Raw genomic sequence first — 19,555 nt, 5'->3', positions numbered from 1 at the left:
ACAGCGTGCCACGGCCGCCGGTGTCCCGTCCCGCTGGCCGACCCCTGTCACATCGTCGCGGTGACCTTCTTCAGGCCCCGCGGGGCGTCCGGGTTCTCGCCCCGGGCCAGCGCCAGGGCGAGCGCGAGCCGCTGCAACGGCAGGATGTCCAGCAGCGGGGCGTACCGCTCGTCGACCTCGGGCACGGCCATCCGGGTGACCCCGGCGACCTCGGCCGAGCCGACCACCACCACGTCGGCGCGGCGTTCACCGAGCCGGGGCAGCACCTCGCCCATCGACCGGCCGCCGGGGCCGGAGCCGACCACGGCCAGTACCGGCACGTCCGGGTCGGTCATCGCCAGCGGGCCGTGCAGCAGGTCCGCGCCGGAGAAGGCCAGCGCCGGCAGGTAGGACGTCTCCATCAGCTTCAGCGCCGCCTCCCGGGCGGTCGGGTACGCGTACCCCCGGCCGGTGGTGACGAGCTGGCCGGCGAACCGGTAGCGCGGGGCGAGTTGGGCCGGGGTGGGGTCGGCGAGGGTGCGCTCGGCCAGCTCGGGGAGGCGGTCCAGGGCGGCCCGCTGGTCGGTCGGCAGCCCGCCGTCGCCGGCCCGGATCCCCTCCACCAGCAGCAGCAGGGCGAGCAGTTCGGCGGTGTACGTCTTCGTCGCGGCGACCGCCCGCTCGTGCCCGGCGGCAATGTCCACGCCCAGCTCGGCGGCCTGCGCCAGTGGCGAGTCGGGGGCGTTGGTGACCGCCAGGGTGAGCGCGCCGCGTTCGCGCGCGGTGCGCAGCACCTCGGTGAGGTCGGGTGAGCCGCCGCTCTGGCTGACTCCGACGACAAGCGCGTCGGAGAGGTCGGGACGGGCCCCGTAGACGGTGACCGCGCTGGGCGAGGCGAGCCCGGCGGGCAGCCCGAGCCGGATCTCGGTGAGGTACGCCCCGTAGAGGGCGGCGTGGTCGGAGGTGCCCCGGGCGGTGAAGACCACGTGCCGGGGGCGGCGTTGCGCGACGGCCGCCGCGACCCGGGTGATCGCCCCGGTGTGCTCGGCGGAGAGCAGCCGCGCGTAACCGGCGGGCTGCTCGTCGATGTCGGCGGCCATCCCGACCCCTGGCTGTGTCACGGAAAACTCCCCTCCTTGCGCGATAGCCGCGCGTTTCATGTTCAGTCTTGCACGATATTGCCGTCTCAGACAATCCAGTGAGCAGTAACGCGCAGTCGATCCACACTTGTTGCCGGCATCCCCTACGCTTGCCCAGCCCTGGCAACCCCCCTGCGAGCGAGAGGCAGACGTGTCGGAGGATCCACCCGCGCTGACCGCGGCGGAGGAACTCGCCCTCGCCCGGCTCGCACTCGACGAGGGCGACCTGACCCACGCCGCCGACCACCTCGCCGCCGCGCTGGTGCTGGCACCGACCCTGCCCGAAACGCACGAGACGCTCGCCCGGATCGCCGCCGCCTCCGGCGGGGACCTCGACCTCTTCCCGCTCGGTCACCGCGCACACGTCGGGGCCGTCGTCGCCCGCGCCCACCTGCTCGCCGCCGCCGGCCGCCCGGCCGAAGGGCTGGACCTGCTGGTCGCCGCCACCGGCCACGCCCCCGGCGTCGACTGGGCCGGGGTGCCCTGGGTGACCGCCCCCGAGCTGGCCGAACGACTCGACCCGGACCGGTGCGCCCGGATCCTGATGCAGGTCTGCGCCGCGGTGCCCGACCCGGTGCCCCGGACCGGCCGGGTGCCCCTGCGGCCCTACCTCGCCCTCGCCCGGCACGCGGTCGCCGCGCACCCCCGGCACGCCCTCCTGCTCGGCGCGGCGTCCGCGCTGGCCCGGCGGCTCGGCGAGGCCACCCTCGCGGTCACCTGGGCCAGCCGGGGGGTACGCCTCGCGCCGTCCAAGCTCGGCGAGGTCTGGCTCGGGTACGCGTACCGCAGCGCCGGCCGGACCCGGGAGGCGCTGGCCGCCCTGGAGCGGGCCGTCGCGCACGAACCCGACGACCTCGCCGTCTATGCGGACATCGCCGGCACCCTGGCCGACAACGGGCGGCTCGACCAGGCTCTCGACTGGATCGACCGGGCCCTGGCCCGCGACCCGACCTTCGACTGCGCGGTGCACACCGCGCACCGGCTGCGGTTCCTGCGCGACGGCGACGTGGGCCACCTGGTCGCCCTCGCCGACTTCACCCGGGACCACCCCGACGACAGCCACGAGCACACCGACCTCGCCGAGTCCTGCCGGGCACGCCCCTGGCTCGGGCAGGTCACCCCGGCCACCGGCGCGATGGTCGACGCGCTGCGCCGGGCGCTCGCCGCCGACGGCCTCCCCGACGCGGCGGTACGTCTGGACACCCTGGAACCGCCGAGCGCGATGCGTACCGTCACCGCCGCCGTGCCCGGCCTCTACGTCGAGGTGACCGGGGTCGCCGAGCCGGACCCGCGGGAGCCGCGCCGGGCCGGTGAGTGCCAGCTCTGGCGCTACGACGGCACCAGCGCCGCGCCGACCCTGCCCGCCCCGTCCACCGCCGCCGCAGACCGGGTACGCCAGCTCGCCCACCCGGCGTGGCCACATCCACCGGCCGCGTACGACGCGGCGGTCGGGCTGGCCACCCTGGAGCTGACCGACCTGCTGGGCCTGCTGGTGCACCCGCCCGAGGCACCACCCACCGCGCTGGGCCGGGTGCTCACCGGCCAGGACCCGTCGCTCTGGGTGCGCTGCGTCCAGGTCTGGGCCTGCCTGGGCCTGCTGCACCACCGCACCGACGAGCCGTGGACGACCTCGACCCGCCGCCGGGTGCTGGTGGAGCTGATCTGGGGCGTCGAGGACTGGATCACCGAGGCGGCGTTGTTCGCCCTGGTCACCGCCGCCTGGGTGGACCCGGCGGTACGCCCCGACGTGGCCGACCTGGTGGCCGAGCGCCTCACCGACGTGGCGACCGTCGCCCAGGGGCGGCCGGTGCCGATCGCCATCTCCCTGGCCCACCTGGCACTGGCCACCCCGGCCGTGGACCCGACCACCACCGCGCTGGCCCACCGGCTCCTCGCCTCCCCGCCCCGGACCGGCCGGGCCGGTCGACTCGCCCGCGCCTGGCGTCGCCTCACCGGCCCGTTCCGCCGTCGCCCCTGACCCGCCGGGCACCCCACCCGGCCCGGCCCTGCCGGGCTCGGGACGGGCGCGGCCGGCCCGCACCCGGACGGGGACGGACCGGCCGCGACGGGTCGGGACGGGGTCAGGCGACCGGGGCCCTGCCCAGGGCGATCTCGGCCTGTTCCTCGCCGGTGGCGTCCGCCGGCGGGACCTCGTTCGCCGTGCGGAGCGGGATCTCCCGGATGAACCAGGCCAGCACCGGCACCGCGACGGTGATGACCGTCGCCCAGAGGAAGACGTGCGAGATGGCGTCGGAGAGGCCGCCCAGCACCACCTCGCGCAGCTGCGCCGGCAGTTCGCCGAGCTTCACCAGGTCCAGCCCTTGGCCCTCGCCGGTGCCACCCTCGAACGCGCTGCCGGCCGCCGAGCCGGCGAGCCGGTTGGCGAAGACGGCACCGAAGAGCGAGATGCCGAACGAGCCGCCGATCGAGCGGAAGAAGGTGGCCGCACCGCTTGCCGCACCGAGGTCCTTCTGCTCCACGCTGTTCTGCGCGATCAGCATCGAGGTCTGCATCAGGAAGCCCATGCCGGCGCCGAGGATCAGCATGTAGAGCGACGACTCGACCTTGCCGGTGTCGACCTCCAGCCGGGACAGCAGCGCCATGCCGAGGGCCATCAACACACCACCGGCGATCGGGTACATCCGGTAGCGACCGGTCTTGGTGATGGCCCGGCCGATCACCAGGGACACCACAAGCATGCCGAACATCATCGGGAGCAGGAGCAGGCCGCTGTTGGTGGCCGACGCGCCCTGCACGGTCTGCTGGTAGAGCGGCAGGAAGTTCATCGCGCCGAACATCGCGAAGCCGAGCAGGAAGCCGATCGCCGAGATCAGCGTGAAGTTGCGGTTGGCGAAGAGGCCGAGCGGCAGGATCGGCTCGGCGACCCGGTGCTCGACGAAACCGAAGGCGACCAGGCTGACCAGCGCCAGCGCGACGAGACCGAGGATCTGCGGGGAGGCCCAGTCGTAGGAGTTGCCGCCCCAGGTGGTGACCAGGACGATCGCGGTGATGCCGACCGAGAGCAGCGCCGCGCCGAGCCAGTCGATCCGGTGCTCGGTCCGGTACTTCGGCAGGTGCATGGTGGTGGCCAGGATCAGCAGCGCGAGGCCACCGAGCGGCAGGTTGACGTAGAACGCCCAGCGCCAGGAGAGGTTGTCGGTGATGAAACCGCCGACCAGTGGGCCGGCGACCATGGCGATCGCCATGATCCCGGCGATCATGCCCTGGTAGCGGCCCCGCTCACGGGGTGGCACCAGGTCACCGATGATCGCCATCACACCGACCATCAGGCCACCGGCGCCGAGCCCCTGTACGGCCCGGAACGCGATCAGCTCGACCATCCCGTTGCCGGTGCCGCCCAGCAGTTCCGAACCGGACATCCCGCACAGCATCGACCCGATCAGGAAGATGACCACCGAGGTCAGGAAGACCGCCTTGCGACCGTACAGGTCACCGAGCTTGCCCCAGATCGGGGTGGAGACGGTGGTGCCCAGCACGTACGCGGTGACCACCCAGGTGAAGTGGTTGACGCCGCCGAACTCGCTGACGATCCTCGGCAGCGCGGTGCTGACGATCATGTTGTCGAGCATCGCGAGCATCATCGCGATCATCAGACCGAACAGCACCACCCGGATGTTGGGTTTCGCCGTCGCCTGGTTCTGCTGAGTCATGGGTAAGCTCCCCCGGAGATCTATCGCACTTACTTGCCGCCCGGCTAGTTACCTTACTAGCCGCACGGTAAGTTGGACAGCAGGACCCCGTCAAGTGAGTTGGGTGGTGCAGGTGAGTCAGAGCACAGGCGGCACACGGGAGCGCATCCAGGCCGTCGCGCTGGAGCTCTTCACCGAACAGGGCTACGAGAAGACCTCGCTCCGGGAGATCGCCGAGCGGCTCGGGGTGACCAAGGCCGCCCTCTACTACCACTTCAAGAGCAAAGAGGAGATCGTCAACAGCTACGTCGAGGACCGGTTGCACCGGATGGACGAGCTGATCGACTGGGCCCACGGCCAACCGGCCAACCGGGCCACCCGACAGGCGCTGGTCAGCCAGTACGCCGACACCATGTTCACCACCGGGCAACCCTCGGTGATGCGTTTCTTCGAGCAGAATCAGACGGTGCTCAAGAGCCTCACCGCAGGCCAGCAGATGCGCGAACGGATGTTCCGGCTGGCCGACGCGATCTGCCTGGGCGACGACTCGCCCCGGGCCCAACTCCGGGCGGCCCTGGTCCTGTTCGCCGTGCACAGCAGCTGGTTCGCCGTCCGGACCCCGGACATCACCGACGACGAGCGCAAGGCGATCGCCCTGGAAGTGGCCGGCGAGCTGATCGCCGGCATGGACGAGTAGACCGCGCCGGCCGGGCCGGAGGCGACAGGGCCGGATCTGAAGCGGCCGGACCAGGCCGGAGGCGACAGGACCGGAGGCGGCAGGGTCAGGCCGGGCCGGAGGTCAGCTCGCGGCGCAGGCCGAGCAGGTCCACGCCCGGCAGCGGCGACCAGTCCCGCTCGGGGGTACGGACGAAGCCGAGCCCCGCGTACAACCGGTGCGCGGCGTCGGCGAGCCCGCTGCGGACGCAGATGACCACCGCCGCGCAGCCCTGGTCGGCGGCCCGGGACAGGCAGGCCCGGGCCAACTCCGCGCCCACACCCCGCCCCTGGGCGGCCGGGTCCACCGCCAACATCCGGAACTCCGCCTCGCCCGGTCCGGACAACTCCGCGTATGGGCTGCCGGGCAGCACGAAGGTGACCGAGCCGAGGACGGCACCGGTCACCTCGTCGACGGCGACCAGGATCTCGCCGTGCTCCGCCCGGGCGGCCACGTCGGCCAGCACCCCGCCGTAACCGTGCTCGCCCTTGAGCTGACCGTCGGCCTCGTACGCGGCGACGGTCAGCCGGGCCACCGCCGCGAACTCGGCCGGCACGGCCCGTCGGACCAGCAAACCGGTCGACCGGTTCCCGGGGGTCAACCGATCACCGCGATCAGGTCACCGTCCTGCACCACGTCACCCTCGTTGACCACGAGCTGCTCGACCACGCCGTCGGACTCGGCGACGACCGGGATCTCCATCTTCATCGACTCCAGGATCACCAGCGTGTCCCCCTCCGACACGGTGTCCCCGGTCGACGCCACGACCTTCCACACGTTGGCCACCATCTCGGCGCGGATCTCCTCGGCCATCACGGCCCTCCCTCTCCACCGGGTGTGTCTGCGTTCGGTATCCAATCACGTACCGGCCCCGTACGGGTGCGGAGCGGCGGGACCGGGCTGCTCCACGCCGCCCCGGTGCGCGACGGCGGGCGCCGGTCGCACTAGCATCATCGGGTCGGACCCCGACGCCGGGAGGACCGGTGGCGGACACCGGTGCCGAGGGTCGCCGCAGCAGGGGTCGGACCCATCACGAGGAGGTCAGCATGGCGAAGAAGGCCCGCAAGAAGAAGGCCCGCAAGAAGAGCGGCGCGAACCACGGCAAGCGCCCCAACTCCTGAGTCGTCCCGGCGGGCATCCGCCGCGACGTCCAGGGCCGGCCCGGAGCCGGACAGACCGGTGGCCCGGGTCGACTCGACCCGGGCCACCGTCGTGTCCGTACGTCACTCGGCCAGTTCGCGCGATTCGCTGGCCTCGAAGACCACCAGCTCGGTGAGGCGTACCCGCAGCCGCTCCCGCAGCTGGTCGGGGGCGGTCTCGTTGCCGCAGCACCGGGCCACCAGCGCCCGCACCTCCTGCTCGATGCCGTACTCCCGCAGGCAGGGCCCGCACTCCTCCAGGTGGTAACGGATCAGCGAGCGTCGCTCCTCGGCGCACTCCAGGTCCAGGTAGAGGTAGACCTCGGCTAGCACGTCCCGGCAGTCCGTCTCGTGCGGTTTCCCACAGCTCACGTCACACCTCCCGGCTGGCAGCGGTGGCGGTCGAGCCCTTCGCGGGCTGCGCGGCGCTGAAGCCGCGCTCCGCGGCGTACCGCTCGAGCAGCTTGCGCAGATTGCGACGCCCGCGGTGCAACCGGGACATCACGGTGCCGATCGGCGTGCCCATGATGTCGGCGACCTCCTTGTACGAGAAGCCCTCGACATCGGTCAGGTAGACCGCCAGGCGGAACTCCTCCGGCAACTGCTGGAGCGCGTCCTTGACGTCGCTGTCCGGCAACCGGTCCAGCGCCTCGGTCTCGGCCGACCGCAGCCCGCTGGAGGTGTGCGACTCGGCCTCGGCGAGCTGCCAGTCGGTGATCTCCTCGGTGGGCGCCTGGATGGGTTGGCGCTGCCGCTTGCGGTAGGAGTTGATGTAGGTGTTGGTCAGGATCCGGTAGAGCCAGGCCTTCAGGTTGGTGCCCTGCTCGAACTGGTGGAAGGCGGCGTACGCCTTCAGGTACGTCTCCTGGACCAGGTCCTCGGCATCTGCCGGGTTCCGCGTCATCCGCAGCCCGGCAGCGTAGAGCTGATCGACGAAGGGCATCGCGTCCCGCTCGAAGCGGGCCCTGCGCTCGTCCGTCTTCTCGGTGGTCAACCGCACATCCCCTCGCGTCGGATGCTGTCCCGCCGAGGATACGCGGACGAACCGGTCCGCAGCTTCGGTTCCGCCGGGTGTGCTGGTGCTCACCACCCCGGGGCCGGTCCCCACCGCCGGCCAGTCCGGGCCGTCCAACAGCCGTCTGAGCTGCCGCGCGTCCCGCTCGTCACGCTCCCGGCTCCGTGTCTCGGTCGGCACCGGTCACCCCCCTCGCCAGATTCCTCGTCCGGGAGTCGTAACGCCCGACCGTGGGCCGGACATTCCACCGGCCTCCCGCTCCTGGTCCCGGCCCGCCGGTCGGCTACCGGGGGCTGGGACCAGGAAGGGCCTGGGAGGGACGGTCCCGACCGCCCGAACCGGAAGGCCGACACCATCGGATGCAACGACGGGTCCGCCGGGGCGGAAACGGGTGACCCGGGGTCAGCGCGCCCACTGGTGGGCGCGCAACCAGGTGAGCACCACGTCGGCCACGCCGGCCGGGTCCTGACGTAGGTCGTGCCGTTCGCCACGGCGCACCACCACCTCGACCGACCCACCGGCGGCGGGTACCCCGAACGGGTCCCGGTCACCGTTGACGACAAGCGTCGGCAGCCCGGTGACCAGCTCGTCGGCCCGGGAGCGCTCCGGTCGGCCGGGCGGGTGCAGCGGGAAGGCCAACGCGACCACCCCGACCGCGCCCACCGCACGCGCCGTCCGGCAGGCCACCCGGGCGCCGCTGGACCGCCCGCCGACAAGCAGCGGTACGCCGGGATGTCGGCTCCGCAGCACGGCCAGCACCGCCGTCCACGCCTCGTCCAGGTGACCGGCCGGGGCCGGGGCCCGGCGGCCGGCCACCCGGTATGGCTGGGTCACCCGGGCCACCACCGCCCCGGCCCCCCACGCGGCGTCACGCAGGGCGAGCAGGTCAGGCGCGTCCACCGCCCCACCGGCCCCGTGCCCGAGCACGAGCAGGGACGTCGGTGGACCGGCCGGCAGGTCGGTGTCGACCCGGGCCGGGCCGCGGGGGGTGTCGAGGTGCGGCACCTGGTCATTCTGCGCCGTCGCCGTCGGACGGATCAGCTCAACGGCACCAGGGTGAGCAGCCGGTCCCGCACCGGTGGGCCGGCGGCGTCGGCGGCGTCGGGATCGGACTCGACCTCGCCGCGCCAGGCGACAAGCATGGCCCGACGCTCGCGGGGCGTGGTGCCGCCCCACACCCCGTGGGTGTCTCCCACCTCCAATGCCCAGGCCAGACAGGAACCCTGGACGTCACAGCTGCGGCAGAGCGAGACGGCCGCGTCGGCCGGTTCGTTGGGCGCCGGAAAGAACGTCTCCGGGTCCACACTCTGGCAGGTTCCTCTGGTCCGCCAGGCATCGTCGGAACGGCGGTCCCGCAACGCCCGTAACAATCGAGGATCTCGCCGTGCGGCGGCCACCTCGTGCGGACGGGGCATACGCGCCCGGGTCATCACACCCACCTCCCCCGTGGGACCGGCAAGATCGACGGGCGTCGTTCACACTGCGCGAAGACGCTCCCAGTGCCAGCGCTGTGTTCTATCGCACCGTCGGCCACCGGGACAAGGGGTCTGCCGGAAAGATGGCCGAAGATCCGAGCGACGTTTCGCCCAGAACTCTGGCAATTGGTACGCGACTATGTCACCAATGGCCTTCAGAACAGCGCGCTCTCCTCCTGGGAGCGTTCCCGGTCCACCGGCACCCGCTCGATCAGCCCTGGGCCGTCGTTGCGGACGTCGCCGACCGCCGGCCCGACCGGCCTGATCTCCAGCCCGTCGAGCCACTGCGGCGGCGGCGGGACGAGCAGCGCCGCCGGATCGTCGGCCGGGGCCAGCCAGTCCGCCCAGCGGTCGGCGGGCAACAGCAACGGCATCCGGTCGTGCACCTCGGCCAGCTCACCCACCGCTGCCGTGGTGAGCACGCTGAAGGTGAGCAGCGACTCCCATCGCGACCAGATGCCGGCCAGCGCCAGCACCGACCCGTCGTGCGGGGTCATGAAGTACGGCTGCTTGCCGCCACCGGCCAGACGTACCCACTCGTACCAGCCGTCGGCCGGGACCAGGCAGCGCCGGCGGGCGAACGGCACCGCGTACGCCCGGCTGGTGGCGACCGTCTCGGCCCGCGCGTTGATCATGCGGGCCGCCCCGCTGGCCGACTTGGCCCAGTGCGGCACCAGCCCCCAGCGGCCGACCGAGAGCACCCGCCCCTGCTCCGCGTCGACCCGGACCACCGGCACCGGATCGGTCGGGGCGACGTTGTGGTCGGGCCGGAGCCCGCCGTCGGTGTCGTCGGACGACTCGAAGACGGCGCTCAGGTCCCCGGCGCTCCGGGTGGTCGCGTACCTGCCGCACATGGCGCCCACGGTAACGCCCCGCGCCGCCGTCGGCTGTCCCGCCAACCGGGAGTCACCCCGGCAGTCGGCCCGACGGCCCCACCGGGTTGGCAGAATGCGACCGTGGGAAACCTGACCGCCGCCCGTGCGCAACAACCCTGGACCGCGCCGACCGCCGGTGACCCGGTCACGGCGACACTGCGCCTGCCCGGCTCGAAGTCGATGACCGCCAGGGCCCTGGTGCTCAGCGCCCTGGCCGGCGGCCCGTCGACGCTGCACGGGCCGCTGCGGGCCCGGGACACCGAGTTGATGGCGGGTGGGCTGCGTGCGATGGGCGCGCACGTCTCGGTCTCCGACGACGAGCGCTGGCTGGTCCGGCCGCACCCGCTGGTCGGCCCGGCCCACGTCGACGTGGGTCTCGCCGGCACGGTGATGCGGTTCGTCCCGCCGGTCGCCGGCCTCACCGAGGGGCGGGTCACCTTCGACGGCGACCCGCAGGCCCGGGTCCGACCGCTCGGCCCGCTGATCGGCGCGCTGCGCTCACTCGGCGTCCGGATCGAGACGCCGGCCACCGGCAGCCTGCCCCTGGTGGTGCAGGGTGGCGGCCGGGTCACCGGCGGCGAGGTGGTGATCGACGCCTCCGCCTCCAGTCAGCTCGTCTCCGGCCTGCTGCTCGCCGGGGCGCGCTTCGACCGGGGCGTGGTGGTCCGGCACGAGGGGCCACCGGTGCCGTCCGCCCCGCACCTGCGGATGACGGTGCAGATGCTGCGGGCCGCCGGGGCGGCCGTCGACGACAGCGTCCCCGACGTCTGGGTGGTCGAGCCGGGGCCGTTGGCCGGTCGGGGCTGGGAGATCGAGCCCGATCTCTCCGGTGCGGTCCCGTTCTTCGCCGCCGCCCTGGTCACCGGCGGTGAGGTGACGTTGCAGGGGTGGCCGCACAGCAGCGTCCAGCCGGTCGAACAGCTCCGCTCGCTGCTGCACCGGATGGGCGGCGAGGTGGCCCTGACCACCGAAGGGCTGACCGTCCGGGGCACGGGCACGGTGCACGGACTCTCCGCCGACCTGTCCGACGTCAGCGAGCTGACCCCGGTGATGACCGCGCTGGCCCTGCTGGCCGACTCGCCGTCGACCTTCACCGGGGTCGGGCACATCCGGGGGCACGAGACCGACCGGCTCGCCGCGCTGGCCCGCGGGTTCACCGCGCTCGGCGCCGACCTGACCGAGACCGCCGACGGGCTGGAGATCCGGCCCCGGCCGCTGCGCGGCGGCACCTTCCGCACCCACGCCGACCACCGGATGGCGCACGCCGCCGCGGTGGTCGGGCTCGTCGTCGGGGGCATCGAGGTGGACGACGTGTCGTGCACCTCGAAGACCATGCCGGAGTTCCCGGCACTATGGTCGGCGATGGTGACCGACAAGAGCTGACGGCGGAGGGGGCAGGGTCCTGACGACCAAACGACGGGAGTACGACGAGGAGGACGTACGGGTCCGTCCCGGCCGGTCCTCGCGTCCGCGTACCCGCACCCGCCCCCGGCACGACGACGCGGTGGACGGGTTCGTGATCGCCGTCGACCGTGGCCGGTACACCTGTGTGCTCCCGGACGCCCCCGACGACGGCGCGATCACCGCCATGCGGGCCCGCGAACTGGGCCGCAAGTCGGTGGTGGTCGGCGACCGGGTGAGCCTGGTCGGGGACGTCTCCGGCGCGGACGGGGCCCTCGCCCGGATCGTCCGGATCGTCGAGCGGCGTTCGGCGTTGCGGCGTACCGCCGACGACGACGAGAACACCGCCGAGGGGCGGCATGAACGGGTGGTGGTCGCCAACGCCGACCAACTGGTGATCGTCAGCGCGCTGGCCGACCCGCCACCCCGGACCGGGTTCATCGACCGCTGCCTGGTCGCCGCGTACGACGCCGGCATCGAGCCGCTGCTCTGCCTGACCAAGGCCGACCTGGCCGGCCCGGACCAGGTGGTCGGCTACTACGCCGAGCTGGAACTGCGGTACGTGCTGGTTCGGCCGGACTCCGACCTGGACGCGCTGCGCGCCCTGCTCGCCGGCCGGGTGTCGGTGCTGGTGGGGCACTCCGGGGTCGGCAAGTCGACCCTGGTCAACCGGCTGGTGCCGGAGGCGCTGCGGGCGGTCGGCGTGGTCAGCGCGATCGGCCGGGGCCGGCACACCTCCACCAGCGCGGTGGCGTTGCGGCTGCCGCGTACCCCCGATGCCGAGGGCGACCCGGGCTGGATCGTGGACACCCCCGGGGTACGCAGCTTCGGGCTGGCCCACGTCTCGGCGGAGAGCCTGCTGCACGGCTTCCCCGACCTGGTGGAGGGGACGCTGGACTGCCCGCCTAACTGCCCGCACACCCCGGACGAGGCGGACTGCGCCCTGGACGCCTGGGTGGCCACCGGCAAGGCCGACCAGCGCCGGCTGGCCTCGTACCGTCGGCTGCTGGCCTCCCGGTCCGGCGACGTCGACCCCCACGAACCCGAACGCAACCCCGGCGACCCCCTGGCCGGCTCATAACCCCCACCCTGCCCTGCCCTGCCCTGCCCTGCCCTGCCCTGCCCTGCCCCGATGATCAAGAGGTTTCCGTCAAACTCCAGCCGCCAGGTGACGCAAACCTCTTGATCACGGGAGTGGGACGGCGGTGGTGCTCGGTGATCAAGAAGTTTGGGGCAGGAATGGGAGTTTGGGTGACGTAAACCTCTTGATCACCGGGGCGGGGGGCGGGGGCGAGGCGGGAGGCGTGGGCGAGGGCGAGGCGGGGGGCGTGGGCGGGGGCGAGGCGGGGGGCGTGGGCGAGGGCGGGGAGGGAGGGGAGAGGGGTGGGTGGGGTAAGGGGTGGGTGGGGTTAGGGTGCTGGGGTGACGGGGTATGCGGACGACATCGATCTTGCTCATCGGCTTGCGGATGCTGCGGACGCCATTTCGATGGACCGGTTCCGGGCGCTGGATCTGCGGGTGACGGCCAAGCCGGACCTGACTCCCGTCTCCGATGCGGACACCTCGGTGGAGCGGGCCATCCGGGCGTTGCTGGCCACCCACCGGCCGGACGACGGGCTGATCGGCGAGGAGTACGGCGAGCAGCCGGCGACCGGCCCGGACGACCGGCGCTGGGTGATCGACCCGATCGACGGCACCAAGAACTTCGTCCGGGGGGTGCCGGTCTGGGCCACCCTGATCGCGCTGCTGGAAGGGGATCGCCCGGTGGCCGGTCTGGTTTCCGCCCCGGCCCTGGGCCGGCGCTGGTGGGGGGCACCCGGCATCGGGGCGTACGCCGGCCCGGACGCCGCCTCCGGCGAACCGATCCGGGTCTCCGGGGTACGCGATCTCGCCGACGCCAGCTTCTGCTACTCGTCACTGACCGGTTGGGAGGCGGCCGGTGGGCTGGACGCGGTGCTCCAGTTGATGCGGGACACCTGGCGCAGCCGCGCGTACGGCGACTTCTACGGCTACATGTTGCTGGCCGAGGGGGCACTCGACGTGATGGTGGAGCCGGAGTTGTCGCTCTGGGACATTGCCGCGCTGGTGCCGATCGTGACCGCGGCGGGGGGCACCCTCACCACCCGGGACGGGGTTCCCGCCCCTGGTGGGAGGACGTCCGGTGAGATCAGTGCGATCGCCACCAACGGGCCGCTGCACGCCGAGGTCCTCTCCCGGCTGGGTCGGTCAGCCGCGCGCTGAACCCACGCAACCCCTTATCCTCGCCAGGTGGTGTCCTCCGGTTGGTGCTTCCTCGCGGCGATGATCGTCGCGTACGGCTTCGCCAACATGCTCCAGTCGGTCGCCGCCGCCCGGACGACCGTGCACCACACCTTCGACCCGGGGCTGCTGCTGCGGCTGGCCGGGCACCGGACGTACCTGATCGGGCTGCTCTGCCAGGTGATCGGCTTCGTGCTGGCCTTCCTGGCCCGCCGGGACCTGCCGTTGTTCCTGGTCCAGGCCAGCGTGGCGGCCGGGCTGGGGGTTACCGCCCTGCTCGGGGTGGTGGTGCTCAAGTGGCGGCTGCCCGCCGCCGAGGTGGCGCTGCTGGTGTTGCTCTTCGCCGGGATCACCGCGCTGGTGCTCTCCGCCCAGCCGGCCCCCTCGAAAGGGCTCGGTACCGCCGGCCTGATCGCGCTGACGGTGGCCCTCGGCGTGATCGGGCTGCTCGGTTTCTTCGCGGTACGCCTGCACGGGGCACCCGGTTCGGTGGCCCTCGGCTCACTGGCCGGGCTGGCGTTCTCCGCCGCCGCGGTGGCCGCCCGGCCGCTCGCCTCCGCCCCGTCGGCCGAGGCGTTCGTCCGGGATCCGCTGCTCTACCTGCTGATCGTCCACTCGCTGGTGGGTCAGCTGCTGCTCGGTCTGGCCATGCAGCGCGGCTCCACCACGGCCGCCGTCGCCGCGATGGACGCCGCCGGAGCGGTGCCCGCCGCGATCGTCGGCCTGCTGCTGCTCGACGACAAGATCTGGCCGGGCCGGGAGTGGTTGGCCGCCGTCGGCTTCCTGATCACCCTCGCCTCGGTGATCGGGCTCACCCGGTACGCCGCACCCCAGCACCACCATTCGGTGACCCGGACCCGGGAACGCGCCATGGTGGGCGCGGTCCCCCACACCTGACCGTTCAGACCCCGACCGGGCCGGTGGTCGTCTCCTCGACCGCAGCGTCGACGTCGCCCTCGACCGGCACCGTGTCGGGCACCTCGACGGCCACCTCGGCCGGTGCTCGCCGGCCCACCACCCGCTCGTAGAGCCGTTCCAACGCGCCGGCCGTCCGCTCCCAGGTGTAGCTGCACCGGACCCGGTCCACCGCGGCGTGCCCGTACGCGAACCGCCCGGCGTTGTCGGCGAGCAGCCGGCGCAGCGTCATGCCCAGCGTCCGGACGTCGCCCGGGGGGACCAGCCGGCCGGTGACCTCGTCGACCACCGCGTCGGCGATCCCGCCCATGGCATAGCCGACCACCGGCACCCCGCAGGCCATCGCCTCCAGCGACACCCGCCCTGCGGAGGAGTAGTGCGGGGTGCAGGCCACCACGTCGGCGGAGCGGTACCAGGTCGCCAGTTGATCGTGCGGCACCGCGCCGACCAGGATGACCTGGTCGGCGACCCCGGTGCGCTCGGCCAGGTCCCGCAGCCGCCGGGCCTCCGCGTGGGTGGCCAACTGGTCCGCCGGCGGTCCCCCGGCGATCACCAGTTCCGCGTCGCCGACCAGCCGCATCGCCCGGATCAGGTCGTCCTGACCGTGCCCGGGGGAGAGCCCGCCGACGGAGAGGATGCGGGCCCGCTGGTCCCGGGGGGCCGCCTCGCCGTCGGGATGGAACCGCTCGACGTCCACCCCGGTCGGCACCATCGCCACCGAGGTGCGTTGCAGCCCCATCCGGGTCAGCTCGTCGACCTCGTCGTTGCACTGGGCGACGGCGACGTCCACCGCCCGGGTGAGCGCCCGCTCCAGCGGTATCCGCTCACCGGGGCCGTCGTACTGCCGGCCGAGGTGACGCCGTTGTTCGACGCCGAGCGAGTGGAAGGTCTGCACCACCGGAATATCCGTTTCGCGGACTGCGTGTGCGGCGGCCAGACCACCGAGCCAGTAGTGACCGTGCACCACCTCGGGCGTCCACTCCCCGGCCCAGCGGTCGGCCAACCAGCTACCGAACTCGGGGACGAACGGGACGAGTTCGGCGGTGGCGGTGGGCCGGGCCGGGCCGACGGGCACCCGTTCCACCCGGTAGCCGTCGATCTCCACGCTCGCCGGCAGGGCCGGGTCTTCGCGCCGCTCGTACAGCCGGACGTCGTGGCCGCGCCCGGCCAGCTCGCCGGCGACCCGGGCGACGTGCTCGTGGGTGCCGACGGGCGGTCCTTCCGCGTGCCGGGACGGCCCGGCGTGCGCGCAGACGAGGCCGATGCGCATGGTGCACCTCCAGGCGATCTGCGAGGGGTGGGCTTCCGGTCAGAGCGTCCCATTAACCTGCGTCCGACGAGCCGAAACCTCGCAGATCGGAAGCGGTCAGCGACTGCCGGGGCCGTGGTGACCAGCGCCCGACGCCCGGTCGGATCAGGAATCCCATGGCCGTGCTTCGGCATGACCCGGTCCGGTCGGGGGTACCGACCAGGGATGCCGACGACCCGCATCACCGCCGAGGCCACCGTGGTGGTCACCGGCGCCTCCGGCGGGATCGACGCCACCCCCGCGCGCCCCGTCCCCCGGCCCGGCGTCGCCGTGGGCACCGCCGCAGCCGTGGGCACGACCATCGCGCCGGGTCGACCCGGACGGGCTGGCCCACGATGAGCGGCACCGAACGGCCGACCCGTCCCGGGCCCGGCACTCCCGCGCCGGTCCGTCCACCGACGCCGGGTTGCCGGGTGGTGGTCGACGACTCCTCGGCGCTGGTCCGGCTCAGCGGGGTGTGGGAACCGACCGACGCCGACCGGGTGCGCGACGCCCTGCTCGCCCGTCTCGGCGACCGGCCCGGTCCGATCGTGGTCGACCTCACCGAGCTGCGGTGCGTCGGGGCGTCCGTCGGCCGGCTGCTGACCGAGGTACGCCAGGCGGTGTCCGGCTGGCCCGCCGCCGACCTGCTGGTGGTCGACCCGGCCGGCACTGTCACCGGGGCCGCCGCGGCGGAGTCGGCGGTCTACCCTGACCCCGCCGAGGCGACGGCCGCGCTGGCCCGTACGCCGCTGGCGGCGGTGTTGACCGAGGAGTTGATGCCGGCGGTCGGGGCTGCCCGGCGGGCACGGCAACTGGTCGCCGACGGCTGCGAGCGGTGGCGGATGCCGGAGCTGACCGAACCGGCCTGCATCGCGGTCACCGAGATGGTCAACAACGTGGTGGCGCACGCGTCAACCCCGATGACGTTGCGGCTTGCCCCGGGCGCCGGCACCCTGCATCTGTCCGTCCGGGACCACTCGCGGCAACAGCCGAGGTACGCGGGCCTGGCCCCGCTCACCTCGGCCGGTGGCCGGGGGCTGCTGTTGATCGACACGGTGGCCCGACGCTGGGGCAGCACCCTGCTCCCGGACGGCAAGGTGATCTGGTGCGTACTGCACACCGAGGACGAGTCGCACTGGCACCACGACTGATTCCTGCCTTTTCGTCCCGATCCGGGGAGCGGGACCCGGTTAACCGGCCCATGGCAGTGGGTAGTGATCAGCCATGCGCGACGACGAGTTCCCGACCCCCGTGTCCGACCCCGAGGCGCTCGGCCTGCCCGACACCGCCGACGACGACTCGACCGCCAACGACGACGTGCTGACCGGCCGCGAGGCGGACGGCCCGGACCCGGCGCAGCTGCCCGGCGACCGGACCCCGGTGGCCGTCGACGACTTCGGCACCACCGCCGAGGAGCAGCTCGACGGGGAGTCGCTCGACTACAAGCTCGACCGCGAGCAGTACGAGCGGCGGGCCGACGACCCGCTGGCCGGCCCGGTGGACCCGGACATCGCCGCCGAGGCGGAGAACGAGGAGGCCGCCGCGCAGGCCCAACTCGACGCCGACGTGCTGGACCCGGGCCCGACCTCCGACCCGGACTCCCCGGTCTCGATCTACGACCACGGTCAGCTCGGCACGGTTGCCGACGCGCAGGTGGGCCGCCTGGTCGAACCGGACGAGGGGGCCCGCACCGACCAGGAGACCGACAACGTCGCGTACGACGCGGGCGCGGCCGGCGGCGGCGCGAGCGCCGAGGAGCTGGCCGTCCACGAGACCCGGCCGCCCGAGGCGCACTGACCTCAGTCGTCCAGGCCCCGCTCGATCGCGTAGCGGGTCAGCTCCACCCGGTTGTGCAGTTGGAGCTTGCCCAGCGTGTTCTGCACGTGGTTCTGCACGGTGCGGTGGGACAGCCCGAGCCGCCCGGCGATCTGCTTGTAGGACAGCCCCTTGGCCACCAGCCGCAGCACCTCGGTCTCCCGTTCGGTGAGCCGGGGTGCCGCGTCGGGCCGACCGTCGGCGGTCCCGTCGGTCGGGGGGTCGGCGGCCAGCCGCCGGTACTCGCCCAGCACCAGACCGGCCAGGCCGGGGGTGAAGACCGGCTCACCGGCGGCGGTGCGGCGCACCGCGTCCAGGAACTCCGCCGGGGCCGCCGACTTCAGCAGGTAGCCGGTGGCCCCGGCCTTCACCGCGTCCAGCACGCCCTGCTGCTCGCCGCTCGCCGACAGCATCAGCACCCGGACCCGGGGCAGCGCGGCCCGCAGCCCGTGGATCACCGCCACCCCGGAGATGTCAGGCAACTGCAGGTCGAGCACCACCACGTCGGGTCGGGCGGCGGCGGCCACCCGGACCGCCTGGCGGCCCTCGCCGCTGGTCGCCACCACCAGGTGCCCGGCCTCGGTGAGGTCGCGGGCCACCCCCTCCCGCCACATCGGGTGGTCGTCGACCACCATCACCCGTACCCCGGTCATCGGTTCCCCGCCCATCGGTCGCTCCTCGGCACCATCAGTTCGATCTCGGTGCCCTCCCCCGGCGTCGAGACGATCCGCGCCTCGCCACCCAGATCGGCGAGGCGGCCCCGGATGGCCTGGGCCACCCCCAGCCGACCCTGTCGGGCCGCCTCGACCAGTCGGCCCGCCGGGATGCCCGGACCGGCGTCGCGCACCGACACGGTCACCGTGGCCCCCTCGTCCTCGACCAGCACCCAGGCCCGCCCGTCGGCGTGCCGCCGCACGTTGTCCAGCGCCGCCGCGGTCGCGGCGGCCACCTCCCGGGCCACCGACGCCGGCAGCGGCACCGGGGTCGCGGGCGCGGAGACCTGCACCGCCTCCGAGGCGTACCCGGCCAGCAGGGACCGCAGGTCCGCCTCCCCGACCGGGTCGGCCGGCGACGCCGGCGACGCCCCGGAGATCAACGCGCGCAGCGCCACCTCCTGCCGACCGGCGAGCCGGGCCAACTCACCGGCCTCCCCGTCCAGGTGGGCACCGCGCCGTTGGACCAGCGCCAGCACCTGGAGCACCGAGTCGTGGATGTCCCGGGCCAACCGCTCCCGTTCCCGGGTCGCCGCCTCCAGCTCCACCGCCCGCTGCAACCGCTCCTCGGCGGCCACCGCCAGCCGAGCCACGTGCCCCACCACCAGCCCGGCGAGCAGCAGCAGGATCACCCCGGTCAGCGAGGACGGGCCGATCCGGCCCCGGGTGGCCAGGTCCGTGCCGCCGACGAGCAGGGCGGCCACCGTGCCGCGCCGCCGCCCACCGGAGACCGCCCAGGCCAGCACCGGCCCGGCCAGCCAGGCCACGGCCAGGGCCGGTACGCCGGCCGCCAGCGCCGGGCGGCCCACCACCCACGGCGTGACGGCCAGGATCAGCAGGACCACACCGAGGTCGGCAGAGAGCAGCGGCCAACCCCGGTTGGCCGGCCGGGCGTAGCCGACCGCGGTCACCCCGGACCAGGCCAGCATCACCAGCAGCGCACCCCCGGCGGCGAACGGGTGGGCGTACCGGTCGGCGTCGCGCAGGACCAGCAGCCCGACGTACGCCAGCGAGGCGAAGCGGAAGACCGCGACGGAACGCCAGAGCGGAACCTCGAAACCACCCGACGGGGACGACGGCATGGCCGCCACGATGCCACAACCGCCCCGGTCACCCGCCGGACCGGCCGCTACGGCATGAACAACCCTGACGTACGGTAGAAACAGCGCGAAAG

22 protein-coding genes are annotated in these 19,555 nt (G+C 73.6%); 10 read left to right on the top strand and 12 right to left on the bottom strand.

What is annotated here, in order from left to right:
• Nucleotides 1-47 precede the first annotated feature (47 nt).
• On the bottom strand, nucleotides 48-1,079 hold the full coding sequence (locus OHQ87_RS29875) for an SIS domain-containing protein (protein WP_328349060.1): 1,032 nt from the start codon (nucleotides 1,077-1,079) through the stop codon (nucleotides 48-50).
• Between the two features lie 190 nt (nucleotides 1,080-1,269).
• Between OHQ87_RS29875 and OHQ87_RS29870 the strand changes: the two genes are divergently transcribed.
• A complete protein-coding gene (locus OHQ87_RS29870) occupies nucleotides 1,270-3,096 on the top strand; it encodes a tetratricopeptide repeat protein (RefSeq protein WP_328343293.1) in 1,827 nt (608 codons plus the stop codon).
• 103 nt (nucleotides 3,097-3,199) lie between these two features.
• Here the strand turns inward: OHQ87_RS29870 and OHQ87_RS29865 are convergent, their stop codons facing one another.
• On the bottom strand, nucleotides 3,200-4,789 hold the full coding sequence (locus OHQ87_RS29865; protein WP_328343292.1) for an MDR family MFS transporter: 1,590 nt from the start codon (nucleotides 4,787-4,789) through the stop codon (nucleotides 3,200-3,202).
• Nucleotides 4,790-4,895: 106 nt separating this feature from the next.
• On the opposite strand from OHQ87_RS29865, the gene OHQ87_RS29860 reads away from it, so the two are divergent.
• A complete protein-coding gene (locus OHQ87_RS29860; RefSeq protein ID WP_328349058.1) occupies nucleotides 4,896-5,465 on the top strand; it encodes a TetR/AcrR family transcriptional regulator in 570 nt (189 codons plus the stop codon).
• A gap of 85 nt (nucleotides 5,466-5,550) precedes the next feature.
• On the opposite strand, the gene OHQ87_RS29855 is transcribed toward OHQ87_RS29860, so the two are convergent.
• Both OHQ87_RS29855 and OHQ87_RS29850 read right to left on the bottom strand, forming a co-directional pair.
• Nucleotides 5,551-6,084 (bottom strand): GNAT family N-acetyltransferase, encoded by a 534-nt coding sequence (locus OHQ87_RS29855; RefSeq protein WP_328343291.1) that lies wholly within the window; start codon nucleotides 6,082-6,084, stop codon nucleotides 5,551-5,553.
• Complete coding sequence (locus tag OHQ87_RS29850; RefSeq protein WP_091241253.1) at nucleotides 6,081-6,296, bottom strand: biotin/lipoyl-binding carrier protein; 216 nt, start codon at nucleotides 6,294-6,296, stop codon at nucleotides 6,081-6,083. The genes OHQ87_RS29855 and OHQ87_RS29850 overlap by 4 nt, the downstream gene beginning before the upstream one ends.
• 233 nt (nucleotides 6,297-6,529) lie before the next feature.
• On the opposite strand from OHQ87_RS29850, the gene OHQ87_RS31495 reads away from it, so the two are divergent.
• Nucleotides 6,530-6,604 (top strand): 50S ribosomal protein bL37, encoded by a 75-nt coding sequence (locus tag OHQ87_RS31495; protein WP_369700219.1) that lies wholly within the window; start codon nucleotides 6,530-6,532, stop codon nucleotides 6,602-6,604.
• A 102-nt stretch (nucleotides 6,605-6,706) separates the two neighbouring features.
• Here the strand turns inward: OHQ87_RS31495 and rsrA are convergent, their stop codons facing one another.
• The 5 genes from rsrA to OHQ87_RS29820 all read right to left on the bottom strand — a co-directional run bounded on the left by rsrA (nucleotide 6,707) and on the right by OHQ87_RS29820 (nucleotide 9,966).
• On the bottom strand, nucleotides 6,707-6,994 hold the full coding sequence (gene rsrA / locus OHQ87_RS29840; RefSeq protein WP_328343287.1) for a mycothiol system anti-sigma-R factor: 288 nt from the start codon (nucleotides 6,992-6,994) through the stop codon (nucleotides 6,707-6,709).
• Nucleotide 6,995: 1 nt separating this feature from the next.
• On the bottom strand, nucleotides 6,996-7,817 hold the full coding sequence (locus OHQ87_RS29835) for a sigma-70 family RNA polymerase sigma factor (protein ID WP_328343285.1): 822 nt from the start codon (nucleotides 7,815-7,817) through the stop codon (nucleotides 6,996-6,998).
• 222 nt (nucleotides 7,818-8,039) lie between these two features.
• Nucleotides 8,040-8,642 (bottom strand): alpha/beta hydrolase family protein, encoded by a 603-nt coding sequence (locus tag OHQ87_RS29830; RefSeq protein ID WP_328343283.1) that lies wholly within the window; start codon nucleotides 8,640-8,642, stop codon nucleotides 8,040-8,042.
• Between the two features lie 32 nt (nucleotides 8,643-8,674).
• A complete protein-coding gene (locus OHQ87_RS29825) occupies nucleotides 8,675-9,067 on the bottom strand; it encodes a WhiB family transcriptional regulator (protein ID WP_328343281.1) in 393 nt (130 codons plus the stop codon).
• A 200-nt stretch (nucleotides 9,068-9,267) separates the two neighbouring features.
• The gene (locus OHQ87_RS29820) at nucleotides 9,268-9,966 is read right to left on the bottom strand and encodes an SOS response-associated peptidase (protein ID WP_328343279.1); all 699 of its coding nucleotides are present in this window, start codon (nucleotides 9,964-9,966) and stop codon (nucleotides 9,268-9,270) included.
• Between the two features lie 102 nt (nucleotides 9,967-10,068).
• Between OHQ87_RS29820 and aroA the strand changes: the two genes are divergently transcribed.
• From aroA to OHQ87_RS29800, 4 genes are all read left to right on the top strand, one after another.
• Complete coding sequence (gene aroA, locus OHQ87_RS29815) at nucleotides 10,069-11,370, top strand: 3-phosphoshikimate 1-carboxyvinyltransferase (protein ID WP_328343277.1); 1,302 nt, start codon at nucleotides 10,069-10,071, stop codon at nucleotides 11,368-11,370.
• Between the two features lie 166 nt (nucleotides 11,371-11,536).
• On the top strand, nucleotides 11,537-12,469 hold the full coding sequence (gene rsgA / locus OHQ87_RS29810; protein WP_328349056.1) for a ribosome small subunit-dependent GTPase A: 933 nt from the start codon (nucleotides 11,537-11,539) through the stop codon (nucleotides 12,467-12,469).
• Between the two features lie 341 nt (nucleotides 12,470-12,810).
• Nucleotides 12,811-13,629, top strand: coding sequence for a histidinol-phosphatase (gene hisN / locus OHQ87_RS29805; RefSeq protein WP_328343276.1), 819 nt, complete (start codon nucleotides 12,811-12,813; stop codon nucleotides 13,627-13,629).
• 60 nt (nucleotides 13,630-13,689) lie between these two features.
• Nucleotides 13,690-14,544 (top strand): hypothetical protein, encoded by an 855-nt coding sequence (locus tag OHQ87_RS29800; protein ID WP_328349054.1) that lies wholly within the window; start codon nucleotides 13,690-13,692, stop codon nucleotides 14,542-14,544.
• Between the two features lie 4 nt (nucleotides 14,545-14,548).
• Here the strand turns inward: OHQ87_RS29800 and OHQ87_RS29795 are convergent, their stop codons facing one another.
• Nucleotides 14,549-15,832 (bottom strand): glycosyltransferase, encoded by a 1,284-nt coding sequence (locus tag OHQ87_RS29795; protein ID WP_328343274.1) that lies wholly within the window; start codon nucleotides 15,830-15,832, stop codon nucleotides 14,549-14,551.
• Nucleotides 15,833-16,036: 204 nt separating this feature from the next.
• Between OHQ87_RS29795 and OHQ87_RS29790 the strand changes: the two genes are divergently transcribed.
• The 3 genes from OHQ87_RS29790 (at nucleotide 16,037) to OHQ87_RS29780 (ending at nucleotide 17,650) form a co-directional block, all read left to right on the top strand.
• On the top strand, nucleotides 16,037-16,210 hold the full coding sequence (locus OHQ87_RS29790; RefSeq protein ID WP_328343272.1) for a hypothetical protein: 174 nt from the start codon (nucleotides 16,037-16,039) through the stop codon (nucleotides 16,208-16,210).
• Complete coding sequence (locus OHQ87_RS29785) at nucleotides 16,207-17,004, top strand: ATP-binding protein (RefSeq protein WP_328343270.1); 798 nt, start codon at nucleotides 16,207-16,209, stop codon at nucleotides 17,002-17,004. Before OHQ87_RS29790 ends, OHQ87_RS29785 begins: the two co-directional genes overlap by 4 nt.
• A gap of 73 nt (nucleotides 17,005-17,077) precedes the next feature.
• The gene (locus tag OHQ87_RS29780) at nucleotides 17,078-17,650 is read left to right on the top strand and encodes a DUF5709 domain-containing protein (protein ID WP_328343268.1); all 573 of its coding nucleotides are present in this window, start codon (nucleotides 17,078-17,080) and stop codon (nucleotides 17,648-17,650) included.
• A 2-nt stretch (nucleotides 17,651-17,652) separates the two neighbouring features.
• On the opposite strand, the gene OHQ87_RS29775 is transcribed toward OHQ87_RS29780, so the two are convergent.
• Both OHQ87_RS29775 and macS read right to left on the bottom strand, forming a co-directional pair.
• On the bottom strand, nucleotides 17,653-18,321 hold the full coding sequence (locus OHQ87_RS29775; protein ID WP_328349052.1) for a response regulator transcription factor: 669 nt from the start codon (nucleotides 18,319-18,321) through the stop codon (nucleotides 17,653-17,655).
• The gene (gene macS / locus OHQ87_RS29770) at nucleotides 18,318-19,463 is read right to left on the bottom strand and encodes a MacS family sensor histidine kinase (protein WP_328343266.1); all 1,146 of its coding nucleotides are present in this window, start codon (nucleotides 19,461-19,463) and stop codon (nucleotides 18,318-18,320) included. Before macS ends, OHQ87_RS29775 begins: the two co-directional genes overlap by 4 nt.
• Between the last annotated feature and the right edge of the window lie 92 nt (nucleotides 19,464-19,555).

This window comes from Micromonospora sp. NBC_00421, from assembly GCF_036017915.1.
GTDB lineage: Bacteria > Actinomycetota > Actinomycetes > Mycobacteriales > Micromonosporaceae > Micromonospora.
This window is presented reverse-complemented; position numbering and strand designations above follow the sequence as displayed.

What these genes read in the sequence shown, in the direction of transcription:
- OHQ87_RS29875 (WP_328349060.1), bottom strand. Translation starts at nt 1,079, where the DNA reads ATGGCCGCCGACATCGACGAGCAGCCCGCCGGTTACGCGCGGCTGCTC.
- OHQ87_RS29865 (WP_328343292.1), bottom strand. Translation starts at nt 4,789, where the DNA reads ATGACTCAGCAGAACCAGGCGACGGCGAAACCCAACATCCGGGTGGTG.
- OHQ87_RS29850 (WP_091241253.1), bottom strand. Translation starts at nt 6,296, where the DNA reads ATGGCCGAGGAGATCCGCGCCGAGATGGTGGCCAACGTGTGGAAGGTC.
- OHQ87_RS29825 (WP_328343281.1), bottom strand. Translation starts at nt 9,067, where the DNA reads ATGACCCGGGCGCGTATGCCCCGTCCGCACGAGGTGGCCGCCGCACGG.
- OHQ87_RS29820 (WP_328343279.1), bottom strand. Translation starts at nt 9,966, where the DNA reads ATGTGCGGCAGGTACGCGACCACCCGGAGCGCCGGGGACCTGAGCGCC.
- OHQ87_RS29800 (WP_328349054.1), top strand. Translation starts at nt 13,690, where the DNA reads ATGATCGTCGCGTACGGCTTCGCCAACATGCTCCAGTCGGTCGCCGCC.
- OHQ87_RS29795 (WP_328343274.1), bottom strand. Translation starts at nt 15,832, where the DNA reads ATGCGCATCGGCCTCGTCTGCGCGCACGCCGGGCCGTCCCGGCACGCG.
- OHQ87_RS29790 (WP_328343272.1), top strand. Translation starts at nt 16,037, where the DNA reads ATGCCGACGACCCGCATCACCGCCGAGGCCACCGTGGTGGTCACCGGC.
- OHQ87_RS29785 (WP_328343270.1), top strand. Translation starts at nt 16,207, where the DNA reads ATGAGCGGCACCGAACGGCCGACCCGTCCCGGGCCCGGCACTCCCGCG.
- OHQ87_RS29780 (WP_328343268.1), top strand. Translation starts at nt 17,078, where the DNA reads ATGCGCGACGACGAGTTCCCGACCCCCGTGTCCGACCCCGAGGCGCTC.
- OHQ87_RS29775 (WP_328349052.1), bottom strand. Translation starts at nt 18,321, where the DNA reads ATGACCGGGGTACGGGTGATGGTGGTCGACGACCACCCGATGTGGCGG.
- macS (WP_328343266.1), bottom strand. Translation starts at nt 19,463, where the DNA reads ATGCCGTCGTCCCCGTCGGGTGGTTTCGAGGTTCCGCTCTGGCGTTCC.